The organism is Massilia frigida (assembly GCF_011682175.1).
Taxonomy (GTDB): domain Bacteria; phylum Pseudomonadota; class Gammaproteobacteria; order Burkholderiales; family Burkholderiaceae_D; genus Telluria_A; species Telluria_A frigida.
Window position 1 is genome coordinate 1 of record NZ_WHJG01000037.1, and the last position, 22,417, is coordinate 22,417.

Here is a 22,417-nt window from a genome sequence, read left to right on the forward strand (position 1 = left end):
CCTATCTGCGCATGTCCAAACTCGCTCATTTACCCGTCAATCCCTTGCAGGCCGCCGCGAAGCGGTCGGTTTCAATTAGGCGATACCGTGGCGGTCGTCAAGTTTCACCGAAAACGTCATAGAGCCATTTTTGTTGACACGCCTACTGGAATGTTGAGTCTCGACTGCATGCTGAATATTCGTGACGGCGAAGATCAGACGTATCTTTCTATTTTAGAACTTGAACAACTTGTGCACCTGCGCGCACGAGCAAACTCCACGGTGAAGCCCCATCGCAGCGCCGCTATCGCGGAACAAGAGGCACTCTTCGAACTCGAAGCTGGGATTCCCTTCAGACAGGTTCAGAGGCGCTCGGGGCGAGCCAAGAAAAAGAACGCCATGTCGCTTGACGAAAAATCTGAAATTATCAATTATGTTCGGGGCCCGAAAAAGGTACAACGATGAGTAAGGAAAGCGCAGAAGGGCCACTGCAGGAAAGTCTCAAGCGACTGAGCAATTTGGAAGAACTCCGGTCTAGGTCATCGTTTTTGCCACCTCCTGAACTGGGCCTACACCTCGATACCGCCGAGGTCGCTACCGATCGGCTACGTATCGCTTGGAGCCGTATCTATTTACCGCACGAAAGTCATTTGATGCTCATGCGCGATATGGTTGATCGCGCGGTGAGATCTGTTGAGACACGTTATCCTAGCCGCGAGCAGTACATGAAAGCAAGGTACTCCGGATCCCCGCTGTTGGCCGAAGAGCAGGCCTGGTGCGTCACAGGCCTCGCCGGAATTTCGAAATCGGCCACCATGACAGCTATTTATAGGGTGTTTGCGAGCCTTGAGGCCTCCGGTGGAATTTTTCGCGAGACGGGCATCGAGCATAAGCCTCAACTCATCCAACACGTGCAAATCGGCGCATCGACAAACCTGAACGAAATATTGTCCGCGTTAGCAAATCCGCTTTTCTTGGCCCAGCATAAAAAGGCTCAACTGCGGAGGCTCAAAGATCATCTGCGTGAGTGGTTGTATACCCAGTCCACATTGCTTATCGTGGTTGATGAACTTCAATTTCTGACGCGAAGTGCGACAGCGAGCACGCTCATCGCGAATACTATCTCCGCCCTTTCAGAACTCGGTCCCCCTGTTTTCTATACCAGTAATTATTCTCTCGGCCACAAGTTGATGCGCCGGCCGCAGGAGGATAAGGATCGGTTGCTGGCACGTGTAACTCTGCTTGATCCACCTTCTTCAAACGATACACACTGGGCTAAGGTCATATCGTTATACACATCTTTTTCCGCGCAACGTCATTTCAGCCCGGGGCGGCAATTTCCATGAGGTTTTGCCTAAAAATTAAGCGAAATGCGGGTATTTTAAGATCAACCGCACTGATTCTCTGTCGTTTCATGTCGACGGCGCCCTAGCGATGTCAGGCGCAAGTCGTTGATTTTATTATAAAAAAAGATGTGTATAACGACATGGGCTAAGGTGCTTACCAGCTACTTGTCCGTTGCACCAGGGCGGTTTGACACGGACATTTCCGAATGCTCTGATCAGCTTCATCGTCTGACTGCTGGCCTATACCGAGCACTGAAGGATCTTCTGTGCGAGGCCTGCCGAATTGCGTGGCGAGCCGACACTGAGAGTTTTGTCAACATGAACCACATCAGGCAAGCGTATCGGAGTCATACATACACTAGCCATAGAACTGATATCGAAGCCCTTGAATGGATAGGGACCTCGGCACAGGCTCGCCGGGAGCGATCAGATTTGGTGTCGCCGTTCTCAACTACGGTGGCGACACTATTGAACCGAAATTCGGAAAACGTTAGCGACCTCAAGGCGCAGGTGCCGCCTGCTGTAGCCCACATGTTCGAAAGTGCCGTAAAGGCTGATGCCCGTGTATTGCTAGAGGACTTGAGACACGCTTCCGATGAAGTTGAGGTTGGCTACAGAAAAAAGGCAACTGTTACGAAAATTTCGAAGCGCCTGGCGATGACGCCCGCATCCCTCCGTGCTGGACTTGAATCTTTAGGTAACAAAACCGTAGAGTCGCGAGGCACTTCCGGAACTGAGGAGGGCAAATGAAGGACCTAATTCTCCCCGACAATGATATCCCATGGCTCGAGGATGAAACGCTTTTTAGTTGGTGCGCGCGCTATCACAAACTTGCGGCAAACGGCGCGCCAAGAGCAACCTCATTGCAACTTTTTGGCCACGTTCGAGGAGGTTGGGTGCATGATGTTCCCTCGCGTTTAGACGCACTTGTTACCCGAACCAACGGATCACTGGGCCGTGCGAATAAAATCGTCCATGATCACACGATCCTGCCGTTCTACTTCGCCTTCAAGCGTGAGAAGGTCGTCGAAGATGTACTACGCGCAGTACGAACCGAGGGCGTGAGTACGCAGAAATTTAGGTTGGGCATGCTCACGAGCGGCGTCGGCGCTGCGCATCCATTTAAAGCATGCGCCGGATGCATTACTGAGGATTTTCGAAAAAACAACGTCGCACATTGGCGGGTCGCCCACCAACTGCCCGGTGTATGGGTTTGTGCAAAACATCGCACTTTACTACTCGTCCACCTGCAACAACCGTCAAAGCGGTCGGGCTACGCGTGGCTCTTACCTTGCCACGCCCAGCTAACGGTACCCTCATTAGTTAACGGAAACACTTCGCCAGATGAATCTTCTCTACTTTGGCGGTTGGCCGATCTAAGCGGAATGGCGTTTTCCTCCGCAGCGTCTAAGTTTTCAGATCCGCATCGAATCGCGCGTGCGTTTCGATCACACATGGGGTCCAGAGCGTGGCTGAAATCGAAAGGCTCCGTTGACTGGAGACATGTCCTCCCAGAATTGGCGCACTTTATTTGTGAATGCCAAGGTGTACCGCCGCTCGCCCTTAGTACAGACTTACAACTGGCACAAACTCAACTGGCTCGTGTTCTATCAGCCCGGTCTTTGACACACCCTCTTCGCTACGTTGTCTGGATCGCGTTTATCTTTGGAGACTGGCAGTCGTTTTGTCTGGCCTACGAGCGTGCGGCAAGTTTTGAAGAACCGATCAATGAGACGATGCCTCATTTACCGGGCAGACTCGACGAAGCGCGGTCTGCTGCGACGCATGCGCTGTTACTCGGGACCCGGTCAGTAACCTCTATCGCCCGCGAACTTGGCGTCGACATATCGACCGTAGCAAGCTGGGCGGCAAAAGCCGGAATCTCAACTCCCCGCCGTCCGAAAAAACTTACTGAAGAAATATTTAGCAAAGCCGTGCAATTATTATTGGAAGGAAGACCAAAAAAGGACGTAGCGTCCGCCTGCGGTGTTTCCGAAGTTACCGTAACGCGGCTTCTCCGTACGACTCCGCAACTGCAGGTCAGTTGGCACCGAGTACGCCATGAATTCTCATTGGCCAAATCCCGTGGAGACTGGCTTTCGCTATCCGCACTAGAGCCGGGCTTGAGCATTAGTGCAAGGCGAGCGATCGATCAAGGAACATATGCTTGGCTGTATCGGAATGACCTGCGGTGGTTACGCACCTTCGAAGGTGCCCAAGTACGAGTGCAGCTTAGCAACGGTGCAGCAACGCGGATGCAACGTGCTGATTTCCGGTACTCCAATGCCCTAATTGCTTTGCTGAATAGCACAAGGTCTTTCGACCGATTTAACAGCCCCAGTATCCGCCGAATACTATCGAGCGCACATGTGTTGCGAAAAATATTTGACGCTCCCCACCATTGGCCGATGACGGCAGCAGTGTTGAGGGAAATACTACCGGTTGCATCGGTCGGCTCAGTGATTGGTAAAAAACATCAGCTGCGTTTGCTTTAGTAAAAATTTTCCCGTACCTGACGCTAAGGCAAGATGGACGCGATGCTCAGTAACTTTCAAGCGCTCGATCTATATCCGAAATAGATGCGAACAGCGCAGCCAGAATTAGCGCAAGGCTAGCGGTAGGGAAGCTGTCTGACGAGGATGTTCCAAGGGTGTCGAACTTTGGATGGGCAATGCCTGCCTTCTTATTCGCCAAGTGGGGCATATGTCGATGCACCCAAGTTGGGGGGAGCTTACTAAGCAGGATGTCACTTAAGAGAGGTGCCGAGCCCTCTTTGGAACACCTAATGTTCTGCCGATGGCACTCAGCCAGTATCACCTTACAAACCTTCAGAGATGAATATGGAACACTGCGGTCAAGCCAGCTTGTCAGCAATTGTCCATATCGGCGCAGAACCGCGTTTTCGACCGAACTTGCCACTTCGGCATCGAGATGCTCAAACAAGCCCTGCTGAGAATGTCTAAAAAATGGGGCCGCTAACTCCGTTGACCATGCACGAAGTGGCGTGAAGTGGACGGGACACCAATCAACAGCTGGAAGATGATGCTTGCGGCGCCAGCTAGGAATCACGCAGGTCCCCCTCTCCGCGAGAAAGCACAGTTCGCAATAACGCGCTGTTGCCGCCGATTTCGGGCCAAAGAGTGCCTGGAATCCATTCTTTCTGGACGAGAGCGGCACAAGTGCGGAATTCCTCGCGACCGCATAGTGCAACGGGTGCATCGTATGTCGAGTGAGAAGAATATCCCTGTCCATACTTAGACCTGCCGCTAGAACGAAAACCGGATTGTCTGTCGGCGGTAGCTGCAACAGCGTCCGTAGGCTCGAAATGACTAGTTCGGAATGGCAGCAGTTAGCTAAGGCAACTCGGGCGATGATGCTGTGAGCCAACTCATCAGGAAATGGGATGACCTTGACAAATTTACGATACATTTATTGGCAACTGCCAGTAGATCTTCAGTAACGACGATCCACTGGGCAGCTATTTATTGAAGGTATTGCACGAACAGCGGCAGGGGCAGGAGCAAGAACACGCGACCGACTTTATTGATTTAAGACTGACTATATTTGTTCCAGTCATGAGTCAGCACGCCAGCTGCTTTTACTCCACCGTCACCGACTTGGCCAGATTACGCGGCTTGTCCACATCCGTACCCTTGGCCAGCGCGGTGTGATACGCCAGCAATTGCAGCGCCACAACGTGCAGGATCGGGGACAGCAGGCCGTAGTGTTCCGGCAAACGAATCACATGCAAGCCATCGCCCGAGGTGATGCGCGAATCGACGTCGGCGAACACATACAGTTGGCCGCCGCGGGCGCGTACTTCCTGCATGTTCGATTTCAGCTTTTCCAGCAGCGCATCGTTCGGTGCGATCGTGACGACCGGCATTTCATCGGTCACCAGCGCCAGCGGACCATGCTTAAGTTCGCCCGCAGGATACGCTTCGGCGTGGATGTACGAAATTTCCTTGAGCTTCAAGGCACCTTCCAGAGCGATCGGATAGTGCATGCCGCGGCCGAGGAACAGCGCATTGTCCTTGCGCGCAAAGTCGTCGGCCCAGGCGATGATCTGCGGTTCCAGCGCCAGCACTGCGGAAATGGCCACCGGCAGGTGACGCATTTCTTTCAGGTAGGTCGCTTCTTCTTCGTCGCTCAAGCGGCCATTGACTTGCGCCAGGGTCAGGGTCAGCAGGAACAGCGCGGCCAGCTGGGTGGTGAAGGCCTTGGTCGATGCCACGCCCACTTCCACGCCGGCACGGGTGATGTACGACAGCGCGCATTCACGCACCATGGCGCTGGTCGCGACGTTGCAAATGGTCAGGGTGTGCACCATGCCCAGGCTGCGCGCATGCTTGAGCGCGGCCAGGGTGTCGGCCGTTTCACCGCTTTGCGAAATCGTCACCACCAGGGTGTTCGGATGCGGCACGCTGTCGCGGTAGCGGTATTCGCTGGCGATCTCGACCTGGACCGGGACCTTGGCCACCGATTCCATCCAGTACTTGGCGGTCAGGCCCGAGTAGTAGCTGGTGCCGCACGCCAAAATCAACACGCGGTCGATCTGCTTGAAGACCTTGAACGCATTGTCGCCGAACAGTTCCGGCATGATGCCGGTCACGCCTTCGAGCGTGTCGCCGATGACGCGCGGCTGCTCGAAGATTTCCTTCTGCATGTAGTGGCGGTACGGGCCCAGCTCAGCCGCGCCGGTGTGCGCGTGCACGGTCTTGACTTCGCGCAGGACCGGCTTGCCGTCGACGTCGACGACCCAGACCTTGGCCAGTTGCAGGTCGACCACGTCGCCTTCTTCCAGGTAGATGATCTGGTCGGTGGTACCGGCCAGCGCCATGGCGTCGGAGGCGACGAAGTTTTCGCCCTGGCCGACGCCGACGATCAGCGGCGAACCCTGGCGCGCAGCGACCACGCGGTGCGGTTCTTCGCGGCTGAATACGGCAATCGCGTAGGCGCCAGTCAGGCGCTTGACGGCCAGCTGGACGGTCTCGAACAGGTCGCCGCTATACATGTGGTCAACCAGGTGGGCGATGACTTCGGTATCGGTCTGGCTCTGGAACACGTAGCCGAGCGCGGTCAGTTCGGCGCGCAGTTCGTCGTGGTTTTCGATGATGCCGTTGTGGACCAGGGCGATGCGGGCGTTCTCTTCGGTTGGCGAAAAGTGCGGGTGCGCATTGTGCGATGCCGGCGCGCCGTGCGTGGCCCAGCGCGTGTGGGCGATGCCGGTGAAGCCTTGCAGGCCGGCGCCGGCGATCTGCGTTTCCAGGTCGGCCACGCGCGAGGTGCTGCGCGAACGCTGCAGCTTGCCGTCGACGTGCAGCGCGACGCCGCACGAGTCGTAGCCGCGGTACTCAAGCCGCTTCAAGCCCTCGACCAGGATGGGAGTGATGTTGCGTTGTGCTACTGCTCCGACGATACCGCACATGATGACCTCGATCTGAAAATGAATGAATGCGCAGATCGTAGTTGAGCTACCATGAAATATGCTTTCTAATTTGCTACTATATTGAGTATTTATTTCATCACTCATGAGACATGAATTTATATTTCATTTATCGACCATTTTCTTTTCTAATCACTAAAATCCATGACCGCCAATGATCTCGACGACGTCGACCGCCGCATTTTGAATATCCTCCAGCTTGACGCATCGCATACCAATGCGGAGCTGGCCGAGCTGGTCCACGTATCGCCGCCGACCTGCCTGCGCCGGGTGAAGTACATGACCGAGGGCGGCGTCATCGAGCGCCAGGTGGCCATCGTGGCGCCGGAAAAGGTGGGCGCGCGCCTGACCGCCATCGTCGAAATCACGCTCGATGTGCAGGCCGCCGAGCGCATGGACGAGTTCGAGCAGCATGTGGCGGCCGAAGCAGCCGTGCTGCAATGCTACCGGGTCGCCCCGGGGCCGGATTTCGTGCTCATCGTCCAGGTCGCCGACATGCCCGCCTACCACGCCCTGGCGCACCGCCTGTTCGCCACGCGCACCAATGTGCGCAACGTGAAAGCCTATTTTTCCACCTTCCGCAGCAAGTTCGAAACCCGCATCGCCGTCTGATTATTGCCTTTGAGCAATCTCAACGGCAGCCCGGCGGAAACAGGTTCTACTCGAAGCTGCTGGGCGTCCTGGTGGACGCCGGGCGCGTCGAAGTGGGAGGTGGGGCGATGAATGACATCCTGGAACACGCTGGGCCGGCGCCCAAGCCGCATGGCGACCTGGTGCGCCTGACGGGCGTGCACAAGTATTACGGCGGCGGGCTGTCCGCCGTGCATGCCCTCGATGGCGTCAACCTGCAAGTGGGCATGGCGGACATGGTGGCCATTTGCGGTCCCGCCGGCAGCGGCAAGACCACCTTGCTGAACCTGATCGGCATGCTCGAATATGCCAACGAAGGCAGTGTCGTGATCGCCAACCTGCTGATCGCCCGCCTGCCCGAACAAGCCCGCGCCGACTTGCGCAACGAAATGATGGGCTTCGTGTTCCAGGCCTTTACCCTGATCCCGGTGCTGACCGCGCGCGAAAACGTGCTGCTGCCGCTGATGTTGCGCGGCCGCCTGGCGCACAAGGACTTGCACGCCGCCCATGCGCGCGCCGACGAGCTGCTCGGCCTGCTTGGCCTGGCGACCCACGCCAACACCTTTCCGGCGCGGCTCGATCCCAGCCAGAGCCAGCGCGTGGCGATCGCACGGGCGCTGCTGGCCAAGCCACGCCTGGTGCTGGCCGACGAGCCCACCTCGCGCCTGGACAGCGCCTGCATCCGCCTGGTGATGGATTTGTTCGCCCAGCAGCAGCACGAGCACGGCACCGCCTTCATCGTCTCGACCCGCGACCAGCGCCAGCTCAACCGCGTCACGCGCACGCTGCAACTGCGCGACGGCCGCCTGCACGCCGTGCTGGCCGATGCCGGCCGCGAACCTTTCCGGGTCCAGCTATGAGCCCGTACCGGCTGGCCCTGCGCACCCTGCTGCTGGGACGCGCGCGCAGCGTGCTGGCGATCGTCCTGATCGGGGCCAGCCTGTGCGTGCTCGACCTATTTGCGGGCAATATCGCCAGCACCCGCGCCGGCATCGAGCATCAGGCCGTGATCCGCGAACGGATGGGCCACCTGAGCGTCGTTCCCGCCGCTTCCGGCGGCGATGCGCGCCTGTTCGGCCCGGACGAAGCGGAGCGCACGCGCTCCGTGCTGGCGCGTGTGAAGGGCATCGCGCTGGTGGTGCCGGAAATCGGCGTGGCCGGGATCGCCGCCACCAGCGGGCACTCGGTCACGTTCGCCGGGCAGGGCATGCGCGTGCCCGACGAACCGCTGGTGCCGGGCCTGCAAGGGGCGCCGGGCACGCTGCAATCGCTGGTCGGCAATGGCATTGCCATCAGCCAGGCCAAGGCCCGGGCGCTCGCCTTGCGGGTCGGCAGCGCGCTGACGCTCACCGCGGCGGTGCCCGACGCGGCGCCCAGGCAAGTCATTGCCCAGGTGGTCGATGTGTACGCGCTGCCCGGCCGCGACGATCACGTTCCTTCGCTACTGATGCCGCTGGAACTGGCGCAGGACTTGCTCAATACCGACAGAAGCGGGCGCTTCGTGGTGTTCCTGTCCGATCCGGCCCAGCTGGAACTGCAGCGCACGGCGGTGGCGGCGGCGCTGCGCAAGGCGGGCATCGGCGCCGAGGTGCGCACCTGGCAGGAATTGTCGCAGGCCTACATGCGGGCGCGCAGCGCGTCCGACCTGGCGTTCGACAGCATCGCCGGGATGGTGTTTGCGGTCATTGCGGCGACCATTGCCGCCACCATGTCGATCAACGCGCTGGAACGGCGGCGCGAAGTGGCCACCTTGCGCGCGCTGGGCATGCGCAGCCATTCGGTCTTCCTGATGCTGGTGACCGAAGCGCTGGGCATGGCGGTGGCGGGCGTGGCTGTCAGCCTGATTGCGAGCGGGGTGATTGCCTGGATCATCAACCGGGTGACCGTGCAGGCGGAAACGCAGCGCGCGTTTGCCACGCCGATGCCGGTGGAGCTGGATGTGAACCGGATGCTGATGGCGGTGGTGACTGTGCTGGCGGTCGCCTTGATGGCGGCGCTGGTGCCGGCGTTCAAGGCGGCACGCGCGAATGTGGCGACGGCGCTGGCGGCCTGAAGCTTGCCGCTGGCCTGGAAAGACTGAAGCTCGCCGCAAGCCTGGAAACCGTCGCTCCCGCGCAGCGTTCGCGCCTGTCCAGGAACTGGCCTCTGGATTCGATGGCTTTAGATTCAGCGTTTTTCTGACCACAAACTTCAAAACCGTCTTTCCTGCCATTGGCAGAAAAGACTTCCCGCGCAGGGCTAGGCGCGGGAATGACGGAGCTTAAGTTATCGGCATTTATCTCCGGACTTGCCTCATTCCGAGGAATTGGAGGAGTTCCTTAGAAACTGGAGGCTGCGCGGGAGAACCGTGGTTAAAACTTACTTCTTGACCTTCACCGGACGCGTCCAGTTTTCGATGGTCGTCTGCCTGGTGCGCGAAATGGTCAGCTTGCCGGCTGGCGCATCTTTCGACAGCGTGGTACCGGCGCCCAGGGTCGCACCCTTGCCGACGGTAACCGGCGCGATCAGCTGGCTGTCGCTGCCAATGAACGCATCATCCTCAATCACGGTACGGAACTTGTTGGCGCCGTCGTAATTGCACGTGATCGTCCCCGCGCCGATATTGACGCGCGAACCGACCGTCGCATCGCCCACATAGGCCAAATGGTTGGCCTTGCTGTGCGCGGCGATCTGGCTGTTCTTGATCTCGACAAAGTTACCGATGTGCACATCCTCCGCCAGCTCGGTGCCCGGACGCAAGCGCGCATACGGCCCGATCACCGACTTGGCGCCCACCACCGCATCTTCAATATGACAGAACGGCTTGATATTGGTTCCCGCCGCGATGCGCGCATTGACCAGCACATTGTGCGCCCCCACGTTCACGCCATCGCCCAGTTCCACGCGGCCTTCGAACACGCAACCGACATCGATGGTCACATCGCGCCCGCAAATCAGTTCGCCACGCACATCGATGCGGGCCGGGTCGAGCAGGGTCACGCCTTTTTCCAGCAGCGCGTTGGCGATATTGAGCTGGTGACGACGCTCCAGCTCGGCCAGCTGCACCTTGCTATTGACGCCGGCCACTTCCCACTCGGCCGACGGGTTCGCCGACACAACCGCCACGCCATCGAGCACGGCCTGGGCCACGATATCGGTCAGGTAATACTCGCCCTGCGCGTTATTGTTCGACAGCGAACCGAGCCACTTTTTCAGGTGACGGGTCGGCGCGACCATGATGCCGCTGTTGATTTCACAGATCGCGCGTTCGGCTTCGCTGGCATCCTTTTCCTCGACGATGCGGGTAATCGTGCCGCCTTCGCGCACGATGCGGCCCAGGCCGAATGGATTGGCCTGCACCACGGTCAGGATGCCGAGCTTGTCGGTGCCGGCCGCGTCGACCAGGCGCTTGAGCGAGGCCACGGTGGTCAACGGCACGTCGCCGTACAGGATCAGGGTCGGGGCATCTTCATCGAGCTGGGGCACGGCCTGGCTGACTGCATGGCCGGTGCCGAGCTGCGGCTCTTGCAGGGCGGTATCGATGGCGGCATGGCCCGTGCTGTCCTGGCGTTTCAGCATCTCGGGCACCGCTGCGCCGCCGTGGCCGTAAATAACGCATAATTTGCTCGGTGCAAGTGCCCTTGCCGTATCGATCACATGCTGCAGGAGGGGTTTGCCCGCCAGCGGGTGCAGCACTTTCGGCAGCGCAGACTGCATGCGCTTTCCCATTCCAGCGGCAAGAATCACTACGTTCATAAGCGTTCGTTCAAAAAGAGTTAATAAATGAAAAAGTTTAACACGCAGGAACCACTTTCCCAGCGCTTTCGCGTTCTTTGCCTGGTGGCAATCATGGCCGTGCTGACCGCGTGCAGCGGCATCAAACTGGCCTACAACCAGGGCGACACCTTGCTGTACTGGTGGCTGGACGCCTATGTCGATCTCGATTCGGAGCAGGCGCCGGAGGTCAAGCAGGATATCAAGGAACTGTTCAAATGGCATCGACAGACCCAGTTGAAGGATTACATCCACATCCTCACTAATGCCCAGCGCCAACTCGCAGGCAACCTGAGCAAGGCTGACCTGGACGCCGATTATCGCGACATCATGAACCGCACCGAATTGCTGGCGCTGAAAGCCTTGCCGGAACTGACCGACCTGGCGCTCACCATCAAGCCGGAGCAGCTGGCGCACCTGGAAAAAAAATTCAACAAGAACAATGAGACCTTCCGCAAGAAGTTCATCCGCGGCACGGTGGACGAGTTGCAGGAGCAGCGTTTCAAGCGAACGATGGAGCAGTTCGATTTGTGGTTCGGCGACTTCAGCCGCGATCAGGAAGCGCAGTTGCGCAAGGCCTCCGATGCGCGTCCGCTGAACAACCAGATCTGGCTCGACGAGCGCTTGCGGCGCCAGCAAAAGATCCTGACGGTGCTGCGCAAGATCGACAAGGAAAACCTGAGCAAGGAGGCGGCCGCGCCGCTGGTGCAGGGCGTGATCAAGGATATGCTGGCGCGCATGCAAAGCCCCGAGCACAAGCAGTTCCTGGATGCCTATACGGATAGCACGATGCAGATGGTCCTGGTGGCGGTGAAGATCGCCACGCCCGAGCAGAAAGCCCATGCGCAAAAACGCATGCAGGGATGGATCACCGACTTCAACGCCCTGGCAGCCGAAACCAAATAAGCCGCTTCTCGCGCCGTTGCCCCTGGCAGCGGCGCGCCTTACACCGTCCCACCGTCGCACCGTCGCACCCGCGCAGGCGGGTGCCCAAGTTCCCCAGCGCCCGCCGCAACGCCTCCCACCCCCGTGATATAGTGCGCCGGATCAGCAATCCCCCCTCGTCGCCATGCAAAAGAAACCCGCCAAAGTCCCGGTGCACCGTCCGCCGCCTCCGAAACAAGTCCGCATCATCGGCGGCGCCTGGAAGCGCTCGACGCTGCCCGTGCTCGACGCGCTCGGCCTGCGTCCCACCCCGGACCGGGTGCGCGAAACGGTGTTTAACTGGATCAACCACCTGTGGGACGCCAACTGGACCGGGGCCGCCGTCCTCGACCTGTTCGCCGGCAGCGGCGCCCTCGGTTTCGAGGCCGCCAGCCGGGGCGCGCGCTCGGTGACCATGATCGACAGCCACACGCCGGTGGTGCGCCAGCTCGGCGATGTCAAGATCAAGCTCCAGGCCGACAACGTCGAGGTCGTCCGCGGCGACGCCCTGGCCAGCGCGCAGAACATGGCGCTGCGCGGCCAGCGCTACCAGCTGGTGTTCCTCGATCCGCCTTACCAGCAAAACCTGCTCGAGCGCAGCCTGCCGCTGACCGCCGGCCTGCTCGCCGAAGACGGCCTGGTGTATGCCGAATCCGGCGCACCGCTGCCGTTCGAACCGGAAGACGGCAGCGCCGTGCCCGACTGGCTCGCGCCGTGGGAAGCGGTGCGTAATGACAAGGCCGGCATCGTCTTCTATTACCTGCTCAAGCTGCGCAAAACGGCAGCGTAAACGCGATCGGCCAGCGCTTTGTTCGGCCGCGATCCTCCCCGTGGTATGCCGCTATGGGGACCGCGCATGAATTTCAGGCATAATGCGCGTTCTATATTGGTGCATCTCTAGGGAGCCGCAATGGTTGTAGCCGTTTATCCAGGAACCTTTGACCCGCTGACGCGCGGCCATGAGGATTTGGTGCGCCGTGCGTCCGGGCTGTTCGACAGCCTGATCGTGGGCGTAGCCGACAGCAAGAACAAACGCCCGTTTTTCTCGCTGGACGAACGCCTGGAAATTGCCAACGAGGTGCTGGGCCACTATCCGAACGTGCGGGTCGAGAGTTTCTCGGGCCTGCTCAAGGATTTCGTGCGCAAGCATGACGCCCGCGTCATCGTGCGCGGCTTGCGCGCCGTGTCCGACTTCGAATACGAGTTCCAGATGGCCGGCATGAACCGCTACCTGCTGCCGGACGTCGAAACCCTGTTCCTGACCCCGTCCGACCAGTATCAGTTCATCTCCGGCACCATCGTGCGCGAAATTGCGATGCTCGGAGGCGATGTCTCCAAGTTCGTGTTTCCCTCGGTCGACCGCTGGCTGCAAAAGAAGATCGCCACCATGGCGCCGCCTTCCGAATAAAAAGCGGAGCAATCATGGCCTTACTGATTACCGACGACTGCATCAACTGCGACGTGTGCGAGCCCGAGTGCCCGAACGATGCCATCTACATGGGCGCCGAGATCTACGAGATCGACCCCAACAAATGCACGGAATGCGTCGGCCACTTCGATGAACCGCAATGCCAGCAAGTGTGTCCGGTCAGTTGCATCCCGTTCAACCCGGCCTGGCGCGAGACGCCGGAAGAGTTGCGCGCCAAGTATGAGCGCCTGACTGCCGGCAACGATGCGCCGCCCAAGCCGCTCCCCTGACAACACCCGCCGCCCCACGGCGATGGGGCGGCAAGGCCGGCGGCCAGCCTCCAGCCCATCGCCAGCCTGAATTATCAAATTGTAAATTCATGTGCCTTTCGGGCCACAATTTTGTCTTGATATCATCATAAGGCCCGTCTAAAATGCCTTCGGGGCAATTTTTTGGGGAAATATGATGGTATATTTACCTAGTCAATTAGTTCGCCTGCATTAAATTTTCCTCGCACCGCACACTCCGGCACCATCTCGACCGTACGTAAAGACTATAATACCCGCCGCGTAAATACGATGGCGCTATGGCCTTGTCTACCGTCATGCCCGCTGCCGCGTTGAAGGAAGATGCAAGCGTGCCGGTCGACGCACCTGGTGCCGGCAAGCCGCAGGCCGGCATGAGCGTTTTTCATGCGGAACAAAAACAGATTAATCACTGGAGACACCATGATCGCAATGAACCGTTTCACTTTCAAAGGCTTGCTGGCAGGTCTATTCCTCGCCTGCGCCTTCGGCCAGGGTGCCTCCGCGGCGGAGATCAGCGGCATCAAGCTGGACGATACCGTCAAGGTGGCCGGCAAGGAACTCAAGCTCAACGGCTTCGGGATGCGCCAGAAGTTCGTGGCGAAGGTGTATGTCACCTCGCTGTACCTGCCGGAAAAGAGCAAATCCTTCCCTGAGATCATGAAGATGGATGGCCCGCGCCGGGTCGCCATCGTGCTGATGCGCGACCTGTCCTCGGATGATTTCGGCGACGCCTTCATGAACGGCCTGAACAACAACCTCAACAACGAGGAAAAATCCAAGATCGTGTCGCAGATCAGCAAGTTCGGCGAAATGTTCGGCCTGTTGCAAGGATTGAAGAAGGGTGACGTGCTGCACCTGGACTGGATTCCCGGCACCGGCACCCAGTGCGAGTTCAATGGCAAGAAAATCGGTGAAGTTGTCCCCGACATCTTGTTCTACAACGCCATCTTGCGCATCTGGATGGGCGAACGCCCGGTCGATTCGAGCTTGAAGACAGCCCTGCTCTCAGGGAAATAAGATCCCTGGTCAATAAAAAAGCGGCGCCCGGTAATTTGCCGGCGCCGCTTTTTTTGTGCAGCCGCTTGCGCGGCGGGCGAACGCTCAGGAACGGGCGGCCATGGCGCGCAGTTCGGCCGTGAGGCTGGCGTTGCCGGAAGACGAATTGGTCATCCGTTGCAGCACTTTGGCATTGCGCATATTGCGGCGGGCAGCCAGCTGGTCCTTGCTCAGGCGCGGATTGACCACCAGCACCAGCGCGCGGAAGATGCCGACCAGCAAAGGCTTGAAGAACAGGGCAAGCGCGCCGATCGCCAGCACCAGGCCCACGCTGCGCACCAGCGGCATCAGCGAAAAGGCGGTGTCGCCCGTGGTTTGCAGCAAAATAGACATGATGTTGAAATCGCAGTAGCAGTTGTTATGTGTCAACTATAGTGCAACGCAACATATAAATCCAATTCCAAAATCCAATACCGATTATATTAATGGTGAATGGAATGCGGTATGATACCTAATCGCCAACTTTTCTGAATCATCATGAGCTTTCTGACCCTGGACCTGAACCTGCTGCGCGTGTTCGACGCGGTGATGACCGAGCAAAACCTGACGCGCGCGGCGGGCCACCTGGCCATGACGCAACCGGCGGTATCGAACGCGATCAAGCGCTTGCGCGAGAGTCTGGGCGACGAATTGCTCATCCGCACAGCCTATGGCGTCAAGCCGACGCCGCGCGCCGAGTCGCTATGGCCGGCCGTGCGCCAAGCCCTGGCCGGGCTGGAAGCGGCTGTCACCCCGGAAACCTTCGACGTATCCAAGGCGCATGCGACCTTCCGCATGGCCATGGCGGACGCGACGGCGGCATTCTGGCTGCCCTCGCTGATGCGTTCGATCGAGAGCGAGGCGCCGGGCGTGAACGTGCGCATGGTGCCGCTGACGACGCGCGAGCCGCGTCCGATGCTGCTGCGCGGCGATATCGACCTGGCGGTGGGTTTCTTCCCTGGCGTGGCCGCGCAGCTGTCGAGCGACACCAGTTCGCCGATCCGCCATGAGCGGCTGTATTCCGGGCATTACGTGTGCGTGATGCGCAAGAATCATCCGCTGGCCAAGGTGGAGCTGGGGATGGAAAATTACTGCGCAGCGAATCACCTGCTGGTCAGTTTTTCGGGGCGCGCGCATGGCCTGGTGGATGAGGCGCTGGCGCAGTTGGGGCGCGAGCGGCGCATTTTGCTGACCGTGAACCAATTCTTCACGGCGGGGAGGGTGGTGGCCAATTCGGATTTGATTACCGTGCTGCCGAAGCACCTGATCGCATCGACGGGGATGACCGATGCGCTGGTGTGGCGCGAGCTGCCGTTCAGTTTGCCGGCGGTCCACCTCGACATGCTCTGGCACGAACGCGACGCCCGCAGCCCCGCGCATAAATGGCTGCGCAAGCATCTGGAGGGGATGAACACGACGACCTTGAGGGCGGTGGCGAATAGCGATTGACCATGACAGCGTCGTTCCCGCCAAGGGGGCCGCCAAGGCCGGGAACGACGGTTTTGAGGTTAGCGACAGTTTTGGGGTTAGCAACGGTTTTAAGGTTAGCGACGCTTTTTAGCGACGTTTTGAGGGTCAGCAGGCCTCGAAAATCGATGCCTACTTGGCCGCCGACCGGTAACCAACCCGGAACCCGCCCCAATGCTTCCCATCCACATAAATCGGCACCGACAAGTCGTGCATGACTTCCCCGGTATCGCGCTTGTACGTCTGCAGCAAGAACGGCTTGGTATTCGATCCGCAGCGCGACCCGGTGCGGTCGCTGAAAATCCGCTTGGTCCGGTTGTTCACCATATCCACATCGTAATCGCCGGTGAGCGGCTGTGAAAACTTCTTGTTGTGCGTCGGGAAGTAGCCATGATTATCGACCGCCCCTGCATACGCCAACTGCGGCATGCTCGCCAATAAACCTTCCTGCAAGGCCGGCAGCACGCGGTCGGTAAATGCATCGAAGCGCGTATTGTGCTTGGGCGGATCGGTATTCGGAATCGGTGTGTATCGGCGGTCGAACAGCGCCTCGTGGCTGATCTGGCCCGCCTTGAGCGCCGCGCTGAACAATTGCCCGACATCCGCCGCCGCCTGCTGCGCCGCCAACGACGATTCGCCCATGGCCCCGGCAATCGACTCCGCCTTCTCGGCCAGCGCCATCGCCGAACCGGTCGCGCGCGGCAACTCCGCATTGGTCGACAACATGCTGTCACGGATCTGCGTCAGCGCGCTGGAAATGCCGCGCGTGGTTTCCACATGGGTGCGCGCCGCCTCTGCAATCTGCCCGATTTCCGATTCCGACACGCCAGAGGAGCGTTCGATATTGCCCAGGAAACCGTGAACCCGCTCCACATTGCCTGCCGCATCGTCCACCAGCGTGGCCAGCGAAGCCATGCCCACGCTGGCCGTGGCCGCCTGTTCGTTAATCGCGCGCACCATCATGCTGATCTCCCCGGCAGCCTCGCGGGTGCGATGCGCCAGTTGCCGCACTTCACTAGCGACGACCGCAAAGCCGCGCCCATGCTCGCCGGCCCGCGCCGCTTCGATCGCGGCATTGAGCGCCAGCAGGTTGGTACGCGCGGAAATTTCGGTGATGACGTCGGTAAAACCGGTGATGGCCTTGGACTTTTCCTGCAGCGCGCTCATGGTGCTGGCCGCCTGCTGGGCGTCGACCCGGGCGCCGCTGATGCGCTTGAGCCCCTCGGCCACCTCGGCACGCCCGGCCACGCTTTCGCTGCGCACTTCGGCGGCCACCTTGGCGGCGCGCTCGGCATTGACGGCGATCTGCTCGGTCGTGTGCGCCACTTCCTCGGCGCTGGCGACGATGCCGACCGCCGTCTGCACGTCTTTTTCGATCTTTTTCTTGACCGAATCGACAAAATACGAGGTTTCGGCGGCGCCGATCATGATGTCGTCGATGGAGTGACCGACCACGGCGATAAACTCCTGGCGATGGCCGCCATCATCCTTCTGTTGCAGAAGCAGGAAGATCGCCAGGCTGACCACGCCGGATACAGCAGCGGCGGACACAGGCCCCAGCGCGGGTCCGGCCGCCAGTCCGAGCAGGAACACGGCAAGGACGCCGCCGCCGGCAGCGCCGCAGCAGCCGAGCGCGAGCCGCCCCGACGTCGAATGAAGTTGCTTCATGTGTTCCCTTGGCCACCGCTGGCGCGCTGAGTATCCCGCTATCCGAGATTCATAACGTACAGCATAAGCAGGGCAAGCTCAACGCATTTGCAACACAATGTGTCCAAAGAAAAACATTTCCACCAAGTGCTTATTTGATCGGCAGTTTGGTGGTATTTTTCACTTCTTCCATGACGGCGTAGGTGTGGGTTTCACGCACGCCCTTCTGGAGCAAGGTTTTGCCGAGGAATTCGCGATACGCCGCCATGTCCTTGACGCGCGCCTTGACCAGATAGTCGAAGCCGCCGGCCACCATGTGGCATTCGAGCACTTCGGGAATGACTTGTACGCTATTCTTGAAGGCATCGAAGACTTCGGGGGTGGTGCGGTCGAGCACCACTTCTATGAAAACGAGCAAGGAAACGTCGAGCAACTGGGGGTTGAGCTGGGCCGTGTAGCCCATGATGTAGCCGGACTCGTGCAGTTTGCGTACACGTTCCAGGCAAGCCGCCGGCGACAGGTTCACCCGCGCCGCCAGTTCCACGTTGCTGATCCGGCCGTCGCTTTGCAGTTCCGACAGAATTTTCTTGCTAATCTTGTCCAGCATTCGAGATCTCCGCAATAAATTTTATTTGGTGAAATTGTCGCACCAAAAACTATCTATTGCTAGTCTTCTGTAATACCAGAATTAATCCAGAAGATTTCACTCTACAATCGAATCATCTTTTCGCGCACTTCCAGCGTGGCTTGCCTTCACGGAAAAGCCGCGCCGGAGCTGCGCGGTGTTGTCTTTCCGATTCGTCTAATCCTAGTAAAGAGTTCTCAATGCAAACTGCCGCTGCTTCGGCCACATCCTTCGTTCCCTTCTCTGCGCTGCTGGCCGAAATCAAACCAGACCAGACGCCGTTGCGCGCCGCCATCACCGCCGCTTACCGCCGCGATGAAGCCGAGGCCGTCGCCTGGCTGCTGGGACAGGGCAACAACGCCCATCCGGACGCGCACGCGCTGGCGCACCGCCTGGTCTCGGCCGTGCGTGAAAAACGCACGCGTTCATCCGGCGTCGACGCGCTGATGCATGAATTCTCGCTGTCTTCGGAAGAAGGTGTCGCACTGATGTGCTTGGCCGAAGCGCTGCTGCGTATTCCCGACAAGCAAACCGCCGACCGCCTGATTGCCGACAAGATCAGCAAGGGCGACTGGGGCAAGCACCTGGGCGAATCACCTTCGCTGTTCGTCAACGCCGCCACCTGGGGTTTGCTGATTACCGGCAAGCTGGTCAGCACCAGCAGCGAAACCGGGCTCGGCTCGGCGCTGACCAAACTGATCGGCAAAGGCGGCGAGCCGCTGATCCGCAAGGGCGTCGACCTGGCCATGCGCATGCTGGGCAACCAGTTCGTGACCGGCCAGACCATCGGCGAGGCGATCAAGAACAGCCGCGACAACGAGCAGCGCGGCTACCGCTATTCCTACGACATGCTGGGCGAAGCGGCCCTGACCGAAGCGGATGCGAAGAATTATTACGCCTCGTACGAAACGGCGATCCATGCGATCGGCAAGGCATCGAACGGACGCGGCATCAAGGATGGACCGGGCATTTCGGTCAAGCTGTCGGCCCTGCATCCGCGTTATAGCCGCGCGCAGCATGCGCGCATGATGAGCGAACTGCTGCCGCGCGTGCGCAGCCTGGCCTTGCTGGCCAAGCAGTACAACATCGGCATCAATATCGATGCGGAAGAAGCCGACCGCCTGGAAATTTCACTCGACATGATGGAAGCGATGGCGTTCGATCCGGAACTGGCCGGTTTCGAGGGCATCGGCTTCGTGGTGCAGGCCTACCAGAAGCGCTGCCCGTTCGTGATCGATTACCTGATCGACCTGGCGCGCCGCAGCGGCCGCAAATTCATGGTGCGGCTGGTAAAAGGCGCGTATTGGGATGCTGAAATCAAGCGCGCGCAAGTCGATGGCATGCCCGGTTATCCGGTCTATACGCGCAAGGTATACACCGACGTGTCTTACCTGACCTGCGCCAAAAAACTGTTGAAAGCAAGCGAACTGCTGTACCCGCAATTTGCCACCCACAATGCGCACAGCCTGGCGGTGATTTACACCTGGGCGCAGCAGGACGGCATCAAGGATTATGAATTCCAGTGCCTGCACGGCATGGGCGAAACGCTGTACGACCAGGTCGTCGGCAAAGCCAATCTGGACAAGCCGTGCCGCATTTATGCGCCGGTCGGTTCGCACGAAACGCTGCTCGCCTACCTGGTACGCCGGCTGCTGGAAAACGGCGCCAATTCCTCGTTCGTGAACCAGATCGTCGATGAAAAAGTGAAGATCGAGTCGCTCATCGCCGATCCGTTCGAGGCATCGCGCGCGCAAGGCGGCGTGCCGCATCCGGGCATCGTCTTGCCGCTTGCCCTGTTCAATGCGGAGCGCAAGAATTCGGCCGGTCTCGACCTGACCAACGAAGATGTGCTGCGCAATATCGGCACCGCATTGGCACAACCGCGCAATTACCACGCCGCGCCATTGATCGCCGGCCCCGTGGTGGCCGGCACGCCCGCGTCGATTCGCAATCCGGCGCTGCATGCCGACGTGGTTGGCAAGGTGAGCGACGCCAGTAGCGCCGATGTGGAGACGGCGCTGCACAGCGCCAGCAATTACGCCATGGACTGGCAAACCACGGGGCCGACGGCGCGTGCCGCGATGCTCGCACGGGTGGCCGATCTGTTTGAAGAAAACTACCCGGAACTGATGGCGCTGGCCATTCGCGAAGCCGGCAAATCGCTGCCGAATGCGATTGCCGAAATCCGCGAGGCGGTCGATTTCCTGCGCTATTACGCGGCCCAGGTGCACGGTACGCAGCAGGTGCTGGCACTCGGTCCGGTCACCTGTATCAGCCCGTGGAATTTCCCGCTCGCGATCTTTACCGGCCAGGTGGCGGCAGCGCTTGCGGCCGGCAACGTGGTGCTGGCAAAACCGGCGGAACAAACGCCGCTGATCGCTTATCGCGCGGTGCAGCTGTTCCATGAAGCGGGGATTCCGGCAGCCGCCCTGCAATTTTTGCCGGGCCGCGGCGAAGTCGTTGGCGCCGGCCTGACGCTTGACGCGCGTGTCAAGGGCGTGATTTTCACTGGTTCGACCGAAGTGGCGCAGCTGATCAACCGCACCCTGGCGGCGCGCTCGGTCAAGGAATCCTGCGATATTGCCTTGATCGCCGAAACGGGCGGCCAGAATGCGCTGATCGTCGATTCCTCGGCCTTGCCGGAACAGGTGGTGCAGGATGTGATGACGTCGGCGTTCGATAGCGCCGGCCAGCGTTGCTCAGCCTTGCGGGTCTTGTTCCTGCAACAGGAAATCGCCGATAAAACCATCAAGATGCTCAAGGGCGCGATGCAGGAATTGCGCGTTGGCGTGCCCGATCGCCTGGCCACCGATATCGGCCCGGTGATCGATGCGGAAGCACAGCAAAACCTGCTGCGCCATATCGAACGCATGAAGCCAACCGCAAAAAACTATTTTGCGCTGGACGTGCCCGCGGCAGTGGCGGCGCAAGGCACTTTCGTGGCGCCGACCGTTCTCGAAATCGGTTCCTTGTCGGAACTCAAGCACGAGGTATTCGGCCCGGTCTTGCACATCATCCGTTATCGCCGCGCCGATTTGCCGAAGCTGATCGATTCGATCAACGCCACCGGTTTTGGCCTGACGCTCGGCGTCCATTCGCGCATCGATGAAACGATCGATTTCATCAGCTCGCGCGCGCATGTGGGTAATATCTACGTGAACCGCAATATCGTCGGCGCCGTGGTCGGCGTGCAGCCGTTCGGCGGCGAAGGCCAGTCCGGAACCGGCCCGAAAGCGGGCGGTCCGCTTTACCTCAAGCGCCTGCAACGTGCGGCGCCGGCACTGCTGCAGCATGAACGCCAGGCCACGCCGGGCCTCGATGCCTTGCTGGTGTGGGCCAAAGCCCACGGCCACGCGCACGTGGCGACCCTGGCCGAGGAATACATGCGTACTACGCTGGCCGGCACCAGCCTGACTTTGCCAGGTCCGACCGGCGAACGCAACGACTTGTCGTTTGCCCCGCGCGGCGCCATTTTGTGTGCGGCAGCAACGCCTGGCGTGTTGCTCAATCAATTGGCGGCTTGCCTGGCAACGGGTAACCAGGCGCTTGTGCTGGCGCGCGCGAAGGAAGTCATTCCCGAAGGCTTGCCGCCGGAAGTGGCGGACCGTATCACCTTTGTGAACGGGGCCGATACGGCGGAATGCCAGTTCCAGATTGCCTTGGTGGAAGCGTCGCTGGGAGCCGAATTGTGGCCCGTGTTAGCAAGCCGCCAGGGAGCGATTGTCGGCGTGATCGATACCTCGGAAGAAGGTGCGATTGCGCTGTGGCGCATGGTGGCCGAGCGCGCACTGTGCGTTAATACCACTGCGGCTGGCGGAAACGCGAGCCTGATGACCTTAGGTCTGTAAT

At 59.8% G+C, this 22,417-nt stretch carries 19 protein-coding genes; 13 read left to right on the top strand and 6 right to left on the bottom strand.

Annotated elements, in window-relative coordinates; translation table 11 throughout:
- From F2P44_RS26485 to F2P44_RS26495, 3 genes are all read left to right on the top strand, one after another.
- Window positions 1–444, top strand: a 444-nt coding sequence (locus F2P44_RS26485; RefSeq protein ID WP_223165110.1) for a hypothetical protein, incomplete at its 5' end; no start/stop codon positions are given.
- Window positions 441–1,325, top strand: a complete 885-nt coding sequence (locus tag F2P44_RS26490) for an AAA family ATPase (RefSeq protein ID WP_167091166.1) — start codon at window positions 441–443, stop codon at window positions 1,323–1,325. The genes F2P44_RS26485 and F2P44_RS26490, both read left to right, overlap by 4 nt.
- Window positions 1,326–2,071: 746 nt before the next feature.
- The gene (locus F2P44_RS26495; protein ID WP_167091169.1) at window positions 2,072–3,820 is read left to right on the top strand and encodes a TnsD family Tn7-like transposition protein; all 1,749 of its coding nucleotides are present in this window, start codon (window positions 2,072–2,074) and stop codon (window positions 3,818–3,820) included.
- A 46-nt stretch (window positions 3,821–3,866) separates the two neighbouring features.
- Here F2P44_RS26495 and F2P44_RS36670 read toward each other — a convergent pair whose 3' ends face one another.
- Both F2P44_RS36670 and glmS read right to left on the bottom strand, forming a co-directional pair.
- Window positions 3,867–4,754, bottom strand: coding sequence for a TniQ family protein (locus F2P44_RS36670; protein WP_167091171.1), 888 nt, complete (start codon window positions 4,752–4,754; stop codon window positions 3,867–3,869).
- A gap of 169 nt (window positions 4,755–4,923) precedes the next feature.
- The gene (gene glmS, locus F2P44_RS26505; protein WP_167091174.1) at window positions 4,924–6,753 is read right to left on the bottom strand and encodes a glutamine--fructose-6-phosphate transaminase (isomerizing); all 1,830 of its coding nucleotides are present in this window, start codon (window positions 6,751–6,753) and stop codon (window positions 4,924–4,926) included.
- 162 nt (window positions 6,754–6,915) lie between these two features.
- On the opposite strand from glmS, the gene F2P44_RS26510 reads away from it, so the two are divergent.
- From F2P44_RS26510 to F2P44_RS26520, 3 genes are all read left to right on the top strand, one after another.
- Window positions 6,916–7,383, top strand: coding sequence for an Lrp/AsnC family transcriptional regulator (locus F2P44_RS26510; protein ID WP_167091177.1), 468 nt, complete (start codon window positions 6,916–6,918; stop codon window positions 7,381–7,383).
- A gap of 107 nt (window positions 7,384–7,490) precedes the next feature.
- A complete protein-coding gene (locus F2P44_RS26515; RefSeq protein ID WP_167091180.1) occupies window positions 7,491–8,261 on the top strand; it encodes an ABC transporter ATP-binding protein in 771 nt (256 codons plus the stop codon).
- Window positions 8,258–9,454 carry an ABC transporter permease gene (locus F2P44_RS26520; protein WP_167091182.1) on the top strand — a complete coding sequence of 399 codons (1,197 nt, stop codon included), beginning with the start codon at window positions 8,258–8,260 and terminating at the stop codon, window positions 9,452–9,454. Before F2P44_RS26515 ends, F2P44_RS26520 begins: the two co-directional genes overlap by 4 nt.
- A 305-nt stretch (window positions 9,455–9,759) precedes the next feature.
- Here F2P44_RS26520 and glmU read toward each other — a convergent pair whose 3' ends face one another.
- Window positions 9,760–11,136, bottom strand: a complete 1,377-nt coding sequence (glmU, locus tag F2P44_RS26525) for a bifunctional UDP-N-acetylglucosamine diphosphorylase/glucosamine-1-phosphate N-acetyltransferase GlmU (protein ID WP_167091184.1) — start codon at window positions 11,134–11,136, stop codon at window positions 9,760–9,762.
- Window positions 11,137–11,163: 27 nt separating this feature from the next.
- On the opposite strand from glmU, the gene F2P44_RS26530 reads away from it, so the two are divergent.
- From F2P44_RS26530 to F2P44_RS26550, 5 genes are all read left to right on the top strand, one after another.
- A complete protein-coding gene (locus F2P44_RS26530; RefSeq protein WP_167091186.1) occupies window positions 11,164–12,060 on the top strand; it encodes a DUF6279 family lipoprotein in 897 nt (298 codons plus the stop codon).
- A 163-nt stretch (window positions 12,061–12,223) separates the two neighbouring features.
- Window positions 12,224–12,868, top strand: coding sequence for a 16S rRNA (guanine(966)-N(2))-methyltransferase RsmD (gene rsmD, locus F2P44_RS26535; RefSeq protein WP_167091189.1), 645 nt, complete (start codon window positions 12,224–12,226; stop codon window positions 12,866–12,868).
- Window positions 12,869–12,988: 120 nt separating this feature from the next.
- Window positions 12,989–13,486 carry a pantetheine-phosphate adenylyltransferase gene (gene coaD / locus F2P44_RS26540; protein ID WP_054265447.1) on the top strand — a complete coding sequence of 166 codons (498 nt, stop codon included), beginning with the start codon at window positions 12,989–12,991 and terminating at the stop codon, window positions 13,484–13,486.
- Window positions 13,487–13,500: 14 nt separating this feature from the next.
- Complete coding sequence (locus F2P44_RS26545) at window positions 13,501–13,776, top strand: YfhL family 4Fe-4S dicluster ferredoxin (protein ID WP_167091192.1); 276 nt, start codon at window positions 13,501–13,503, stop codon at window positions 13,774–13,776.
- 438 nt (window positions 13,777–14,214) lie between these two features.
- Window positions 14,215–14,811, top strand: coding sequence for a chalcone isomerase family protein (locus F2P44_RS26550; protein WP_229423771.1), 597 nt, complete (start codon window positions 14,215–14,217; stop codon window positions 14,809–14,811).
- A gap of 84 nt (window positions 14,812–14,895) precedes the next feature.
- On the opposite strand, the gene F2P44_RS26555 is transcribed toward F2P44_RS26550, so the two are convergent.
- Window positions 14,896–15,183, bottom strand: a complete 288-nt coding sequence (locus F2P44_RS26555; protein ID WP_167091195.1) for a hypothetical protein — start codon at window positions 15,181–15,183, stop codon at window positions 14,896–14,898.
- 144 nt (window positions 15,184–15,327) lie between these two features.
- On the opposite strand from F2P44_RS26555, the gene F2P44_RS26560 reads away from it, so the two are divergent.
- Complete coding sequence (locus F2P44_RS26560; RefSeq protein ID WP_167091198.1) at window positions 15,328–16,278, top strand: LysR family transcriptional regulator; 951 nt, start codon at window positions 15,328–15,330, stop codon at window positions 16,276–16,278.
- A 150-nt stretch (window positions 16,279–16,428) separates the two neighbouring features.
- Here the strand turns inward: F2P44_RS26560 and F2P44_RS26565 are convergent, their stop codons facing one another.
- Together F2P44_RS26565 and F2P44_RS26570 are read right to left on the bottom strand one after the other, a co-directional pair.
- A complete protein-coding gene (locus F2P44_RS26565) occupies window positions 16,429–17,964 on the bottom strand; it encodes a methyl-accepting chemotaxis protein (protein ID WP_167091201.1) in 1,536 nt (511 codons plus the stop codon).
- Window positions 17,965–18,094: 130 nt separating this feature from the next.
- Window positions 18,095–18,550: an Lrp/AsnC ligand binding domain-containing protein gene (locus F2P44_RS26570; protein WP_167091204.1), complete on the bottom strand. Its 456-nt coding sequence runs from the start codon at window positions 18,548–18,550 to the stop codon at window positions 18,095–18,097.
- Between the two features lie 218 nt (window positions 18,551–18,768).
- Between F2P44_RS26570 and putA the strand changes: the two genes are divergently transcribed.
- Window positions 18,769–22,416 carry a trifunctional transcriptional regulator/proline dehydrogenase/L-glutamate gamma-semialdehyde dehydrogenase gene (putA, locus tag F2P44_RS26575; RefSeq protein WP_167091207.1) on the top strand — a complete coding sequence of 1,216 codons (3,648 nt, stop codon included), beginning with the start codon at window positions 18,769–18,771 and terminating at the stop codon, window positions 22,414–22,416.
- The last annotated feature ends 1 nt before the right edge of the window (window position 22,417 follow it).

Excerpts from the sequence above, each read along its gene's own strand:
- F2P44_RS26515 (WP_167091180.1), top strand. The coding sequence starts at position 7,491 with ATGAATGACATCCTGGAACACGCTGGGCCGGCGCCCAAGCCGCATGGC.
- F2P44_RS26550 (WP_229423771.1), top strand. The coding sequence starts at position 14,215 with ATGATCGCAATGAACCGTTTCACTTTCAAAGGCTTGCTGGCAGGTCTA.
- F2P44_RS26565 (WP_167091201.1), bottom strand. The coding sequence starts at position 17,964 with ATGAAGCAACTTCATTCGACGTCGGGGCGGCTCGCGCTCGGCTGCTGC.
- glmU (WP_167091184.1), bottom strand. The coding sequence starts at position 11,136 with ATGAACGTAGTGATTCTTGCCGCTGGAATGGGAAAGCGCATGCAGTCT.
- F2P44_RS26510 (WP_167091177.1), top strand. The coding sequence starts at position 6,916 with ATGACCGCCAATGATCTCGACGACGTCGACCGCCGCATTTTGAATATC.
- F2P44_RS36670 (WP_167091171.1), bottom strand. The coding sequence starts at position 4,754 with ATGTATCGTAAATTTGTCAAGGTCATCCCATTTCCTGATGAGTTGGCT.
- F2P44_RS26555 (WP_167091195.1), bottom strand. The coding sequence starts at position 15,183 with ATGTCTATTTTGCTGCAAACCACGGGCGACACCGCCTTTTCGCTGATG.
- F2P44_RS26520 (WP_167091182.1), top strand. The coding sequence starts at position 8,258 with ATGAGCCCGTACCGGCTGGCCCTGCGCACCCTGCTGCTGGGACGCGCG.
- F2P44_RS26530 (WP_167091186.1), top strand. The coding sequence starts at position 11,164 with ATGAAAAAGTTTAACACGCAGGAACCACTTTCCCAGCGCTTTCGCGTT.
- putA (WP_167091207.1), top strand. The coding sequence starts at position 18,769 with ATGCAAACTGCCGCTGCTTCGGCCACATCCTTCGTTCCCTTCTCTGCG.
- rsmD (WP_167091189.1), top strand. The coding sequence starts at position 12,224 with ATGCAAAAGAAACCCGCCAAAGTCCCGGTGCACCGTCCGCCGCCTCCG.
- F2P44_RS26545 (WP_167091192.1), top strand. The coding sequence starts at position 13,501 with ATGGCCTTACTGATTACCGACGACTGCATCAACTGCGACGTGTGCGAG.
- coaD (WP_054265447.1), top strand. The coding sequence starts at position 12,989 with ATGGTTGTAGCCGTTTATCCAGGAACCTTTGACCCGCTGACGCGCGGC.
- F2P44_RS26570 (WP_167091204.1), bottom strand. The coding sequence starts at position 18,550 with ATGCTGGACAAGATTAGCAAGAAAATTCTGTCGGAACTGCAAAGCGAC.
- F2P44_RS26495 (WP_167091169.1), top strand. The coding sequence starts at position 2,072 with ATGAAGGACCTAATTCTCCCCGACAATGATATCCCATGGCTCGAGGAT.
- glmS (WP_167091174.1), bottom strand. The coding sequence starts at position 6,753 with ATGTGCGGTATCGTCGGAGCAGTAGCACAACGCAACATCACTCCCATC.
- F2P44_RS26490 (WP_167091166.1), top strand. The coding sequence starts at position 441 with ATGAGTAAGGAAAGCGCAGAAGGGCCACTGCAGGAAAGTCTCAAGCGA.
- F2P44_RS26560 (WP_167091198.1), top strand. The coding sequence starts at position 15,328 with ATGAGCTTTCTGACCCTGGACCTGAACCTGCTGCGCGTGTTCGACGCG.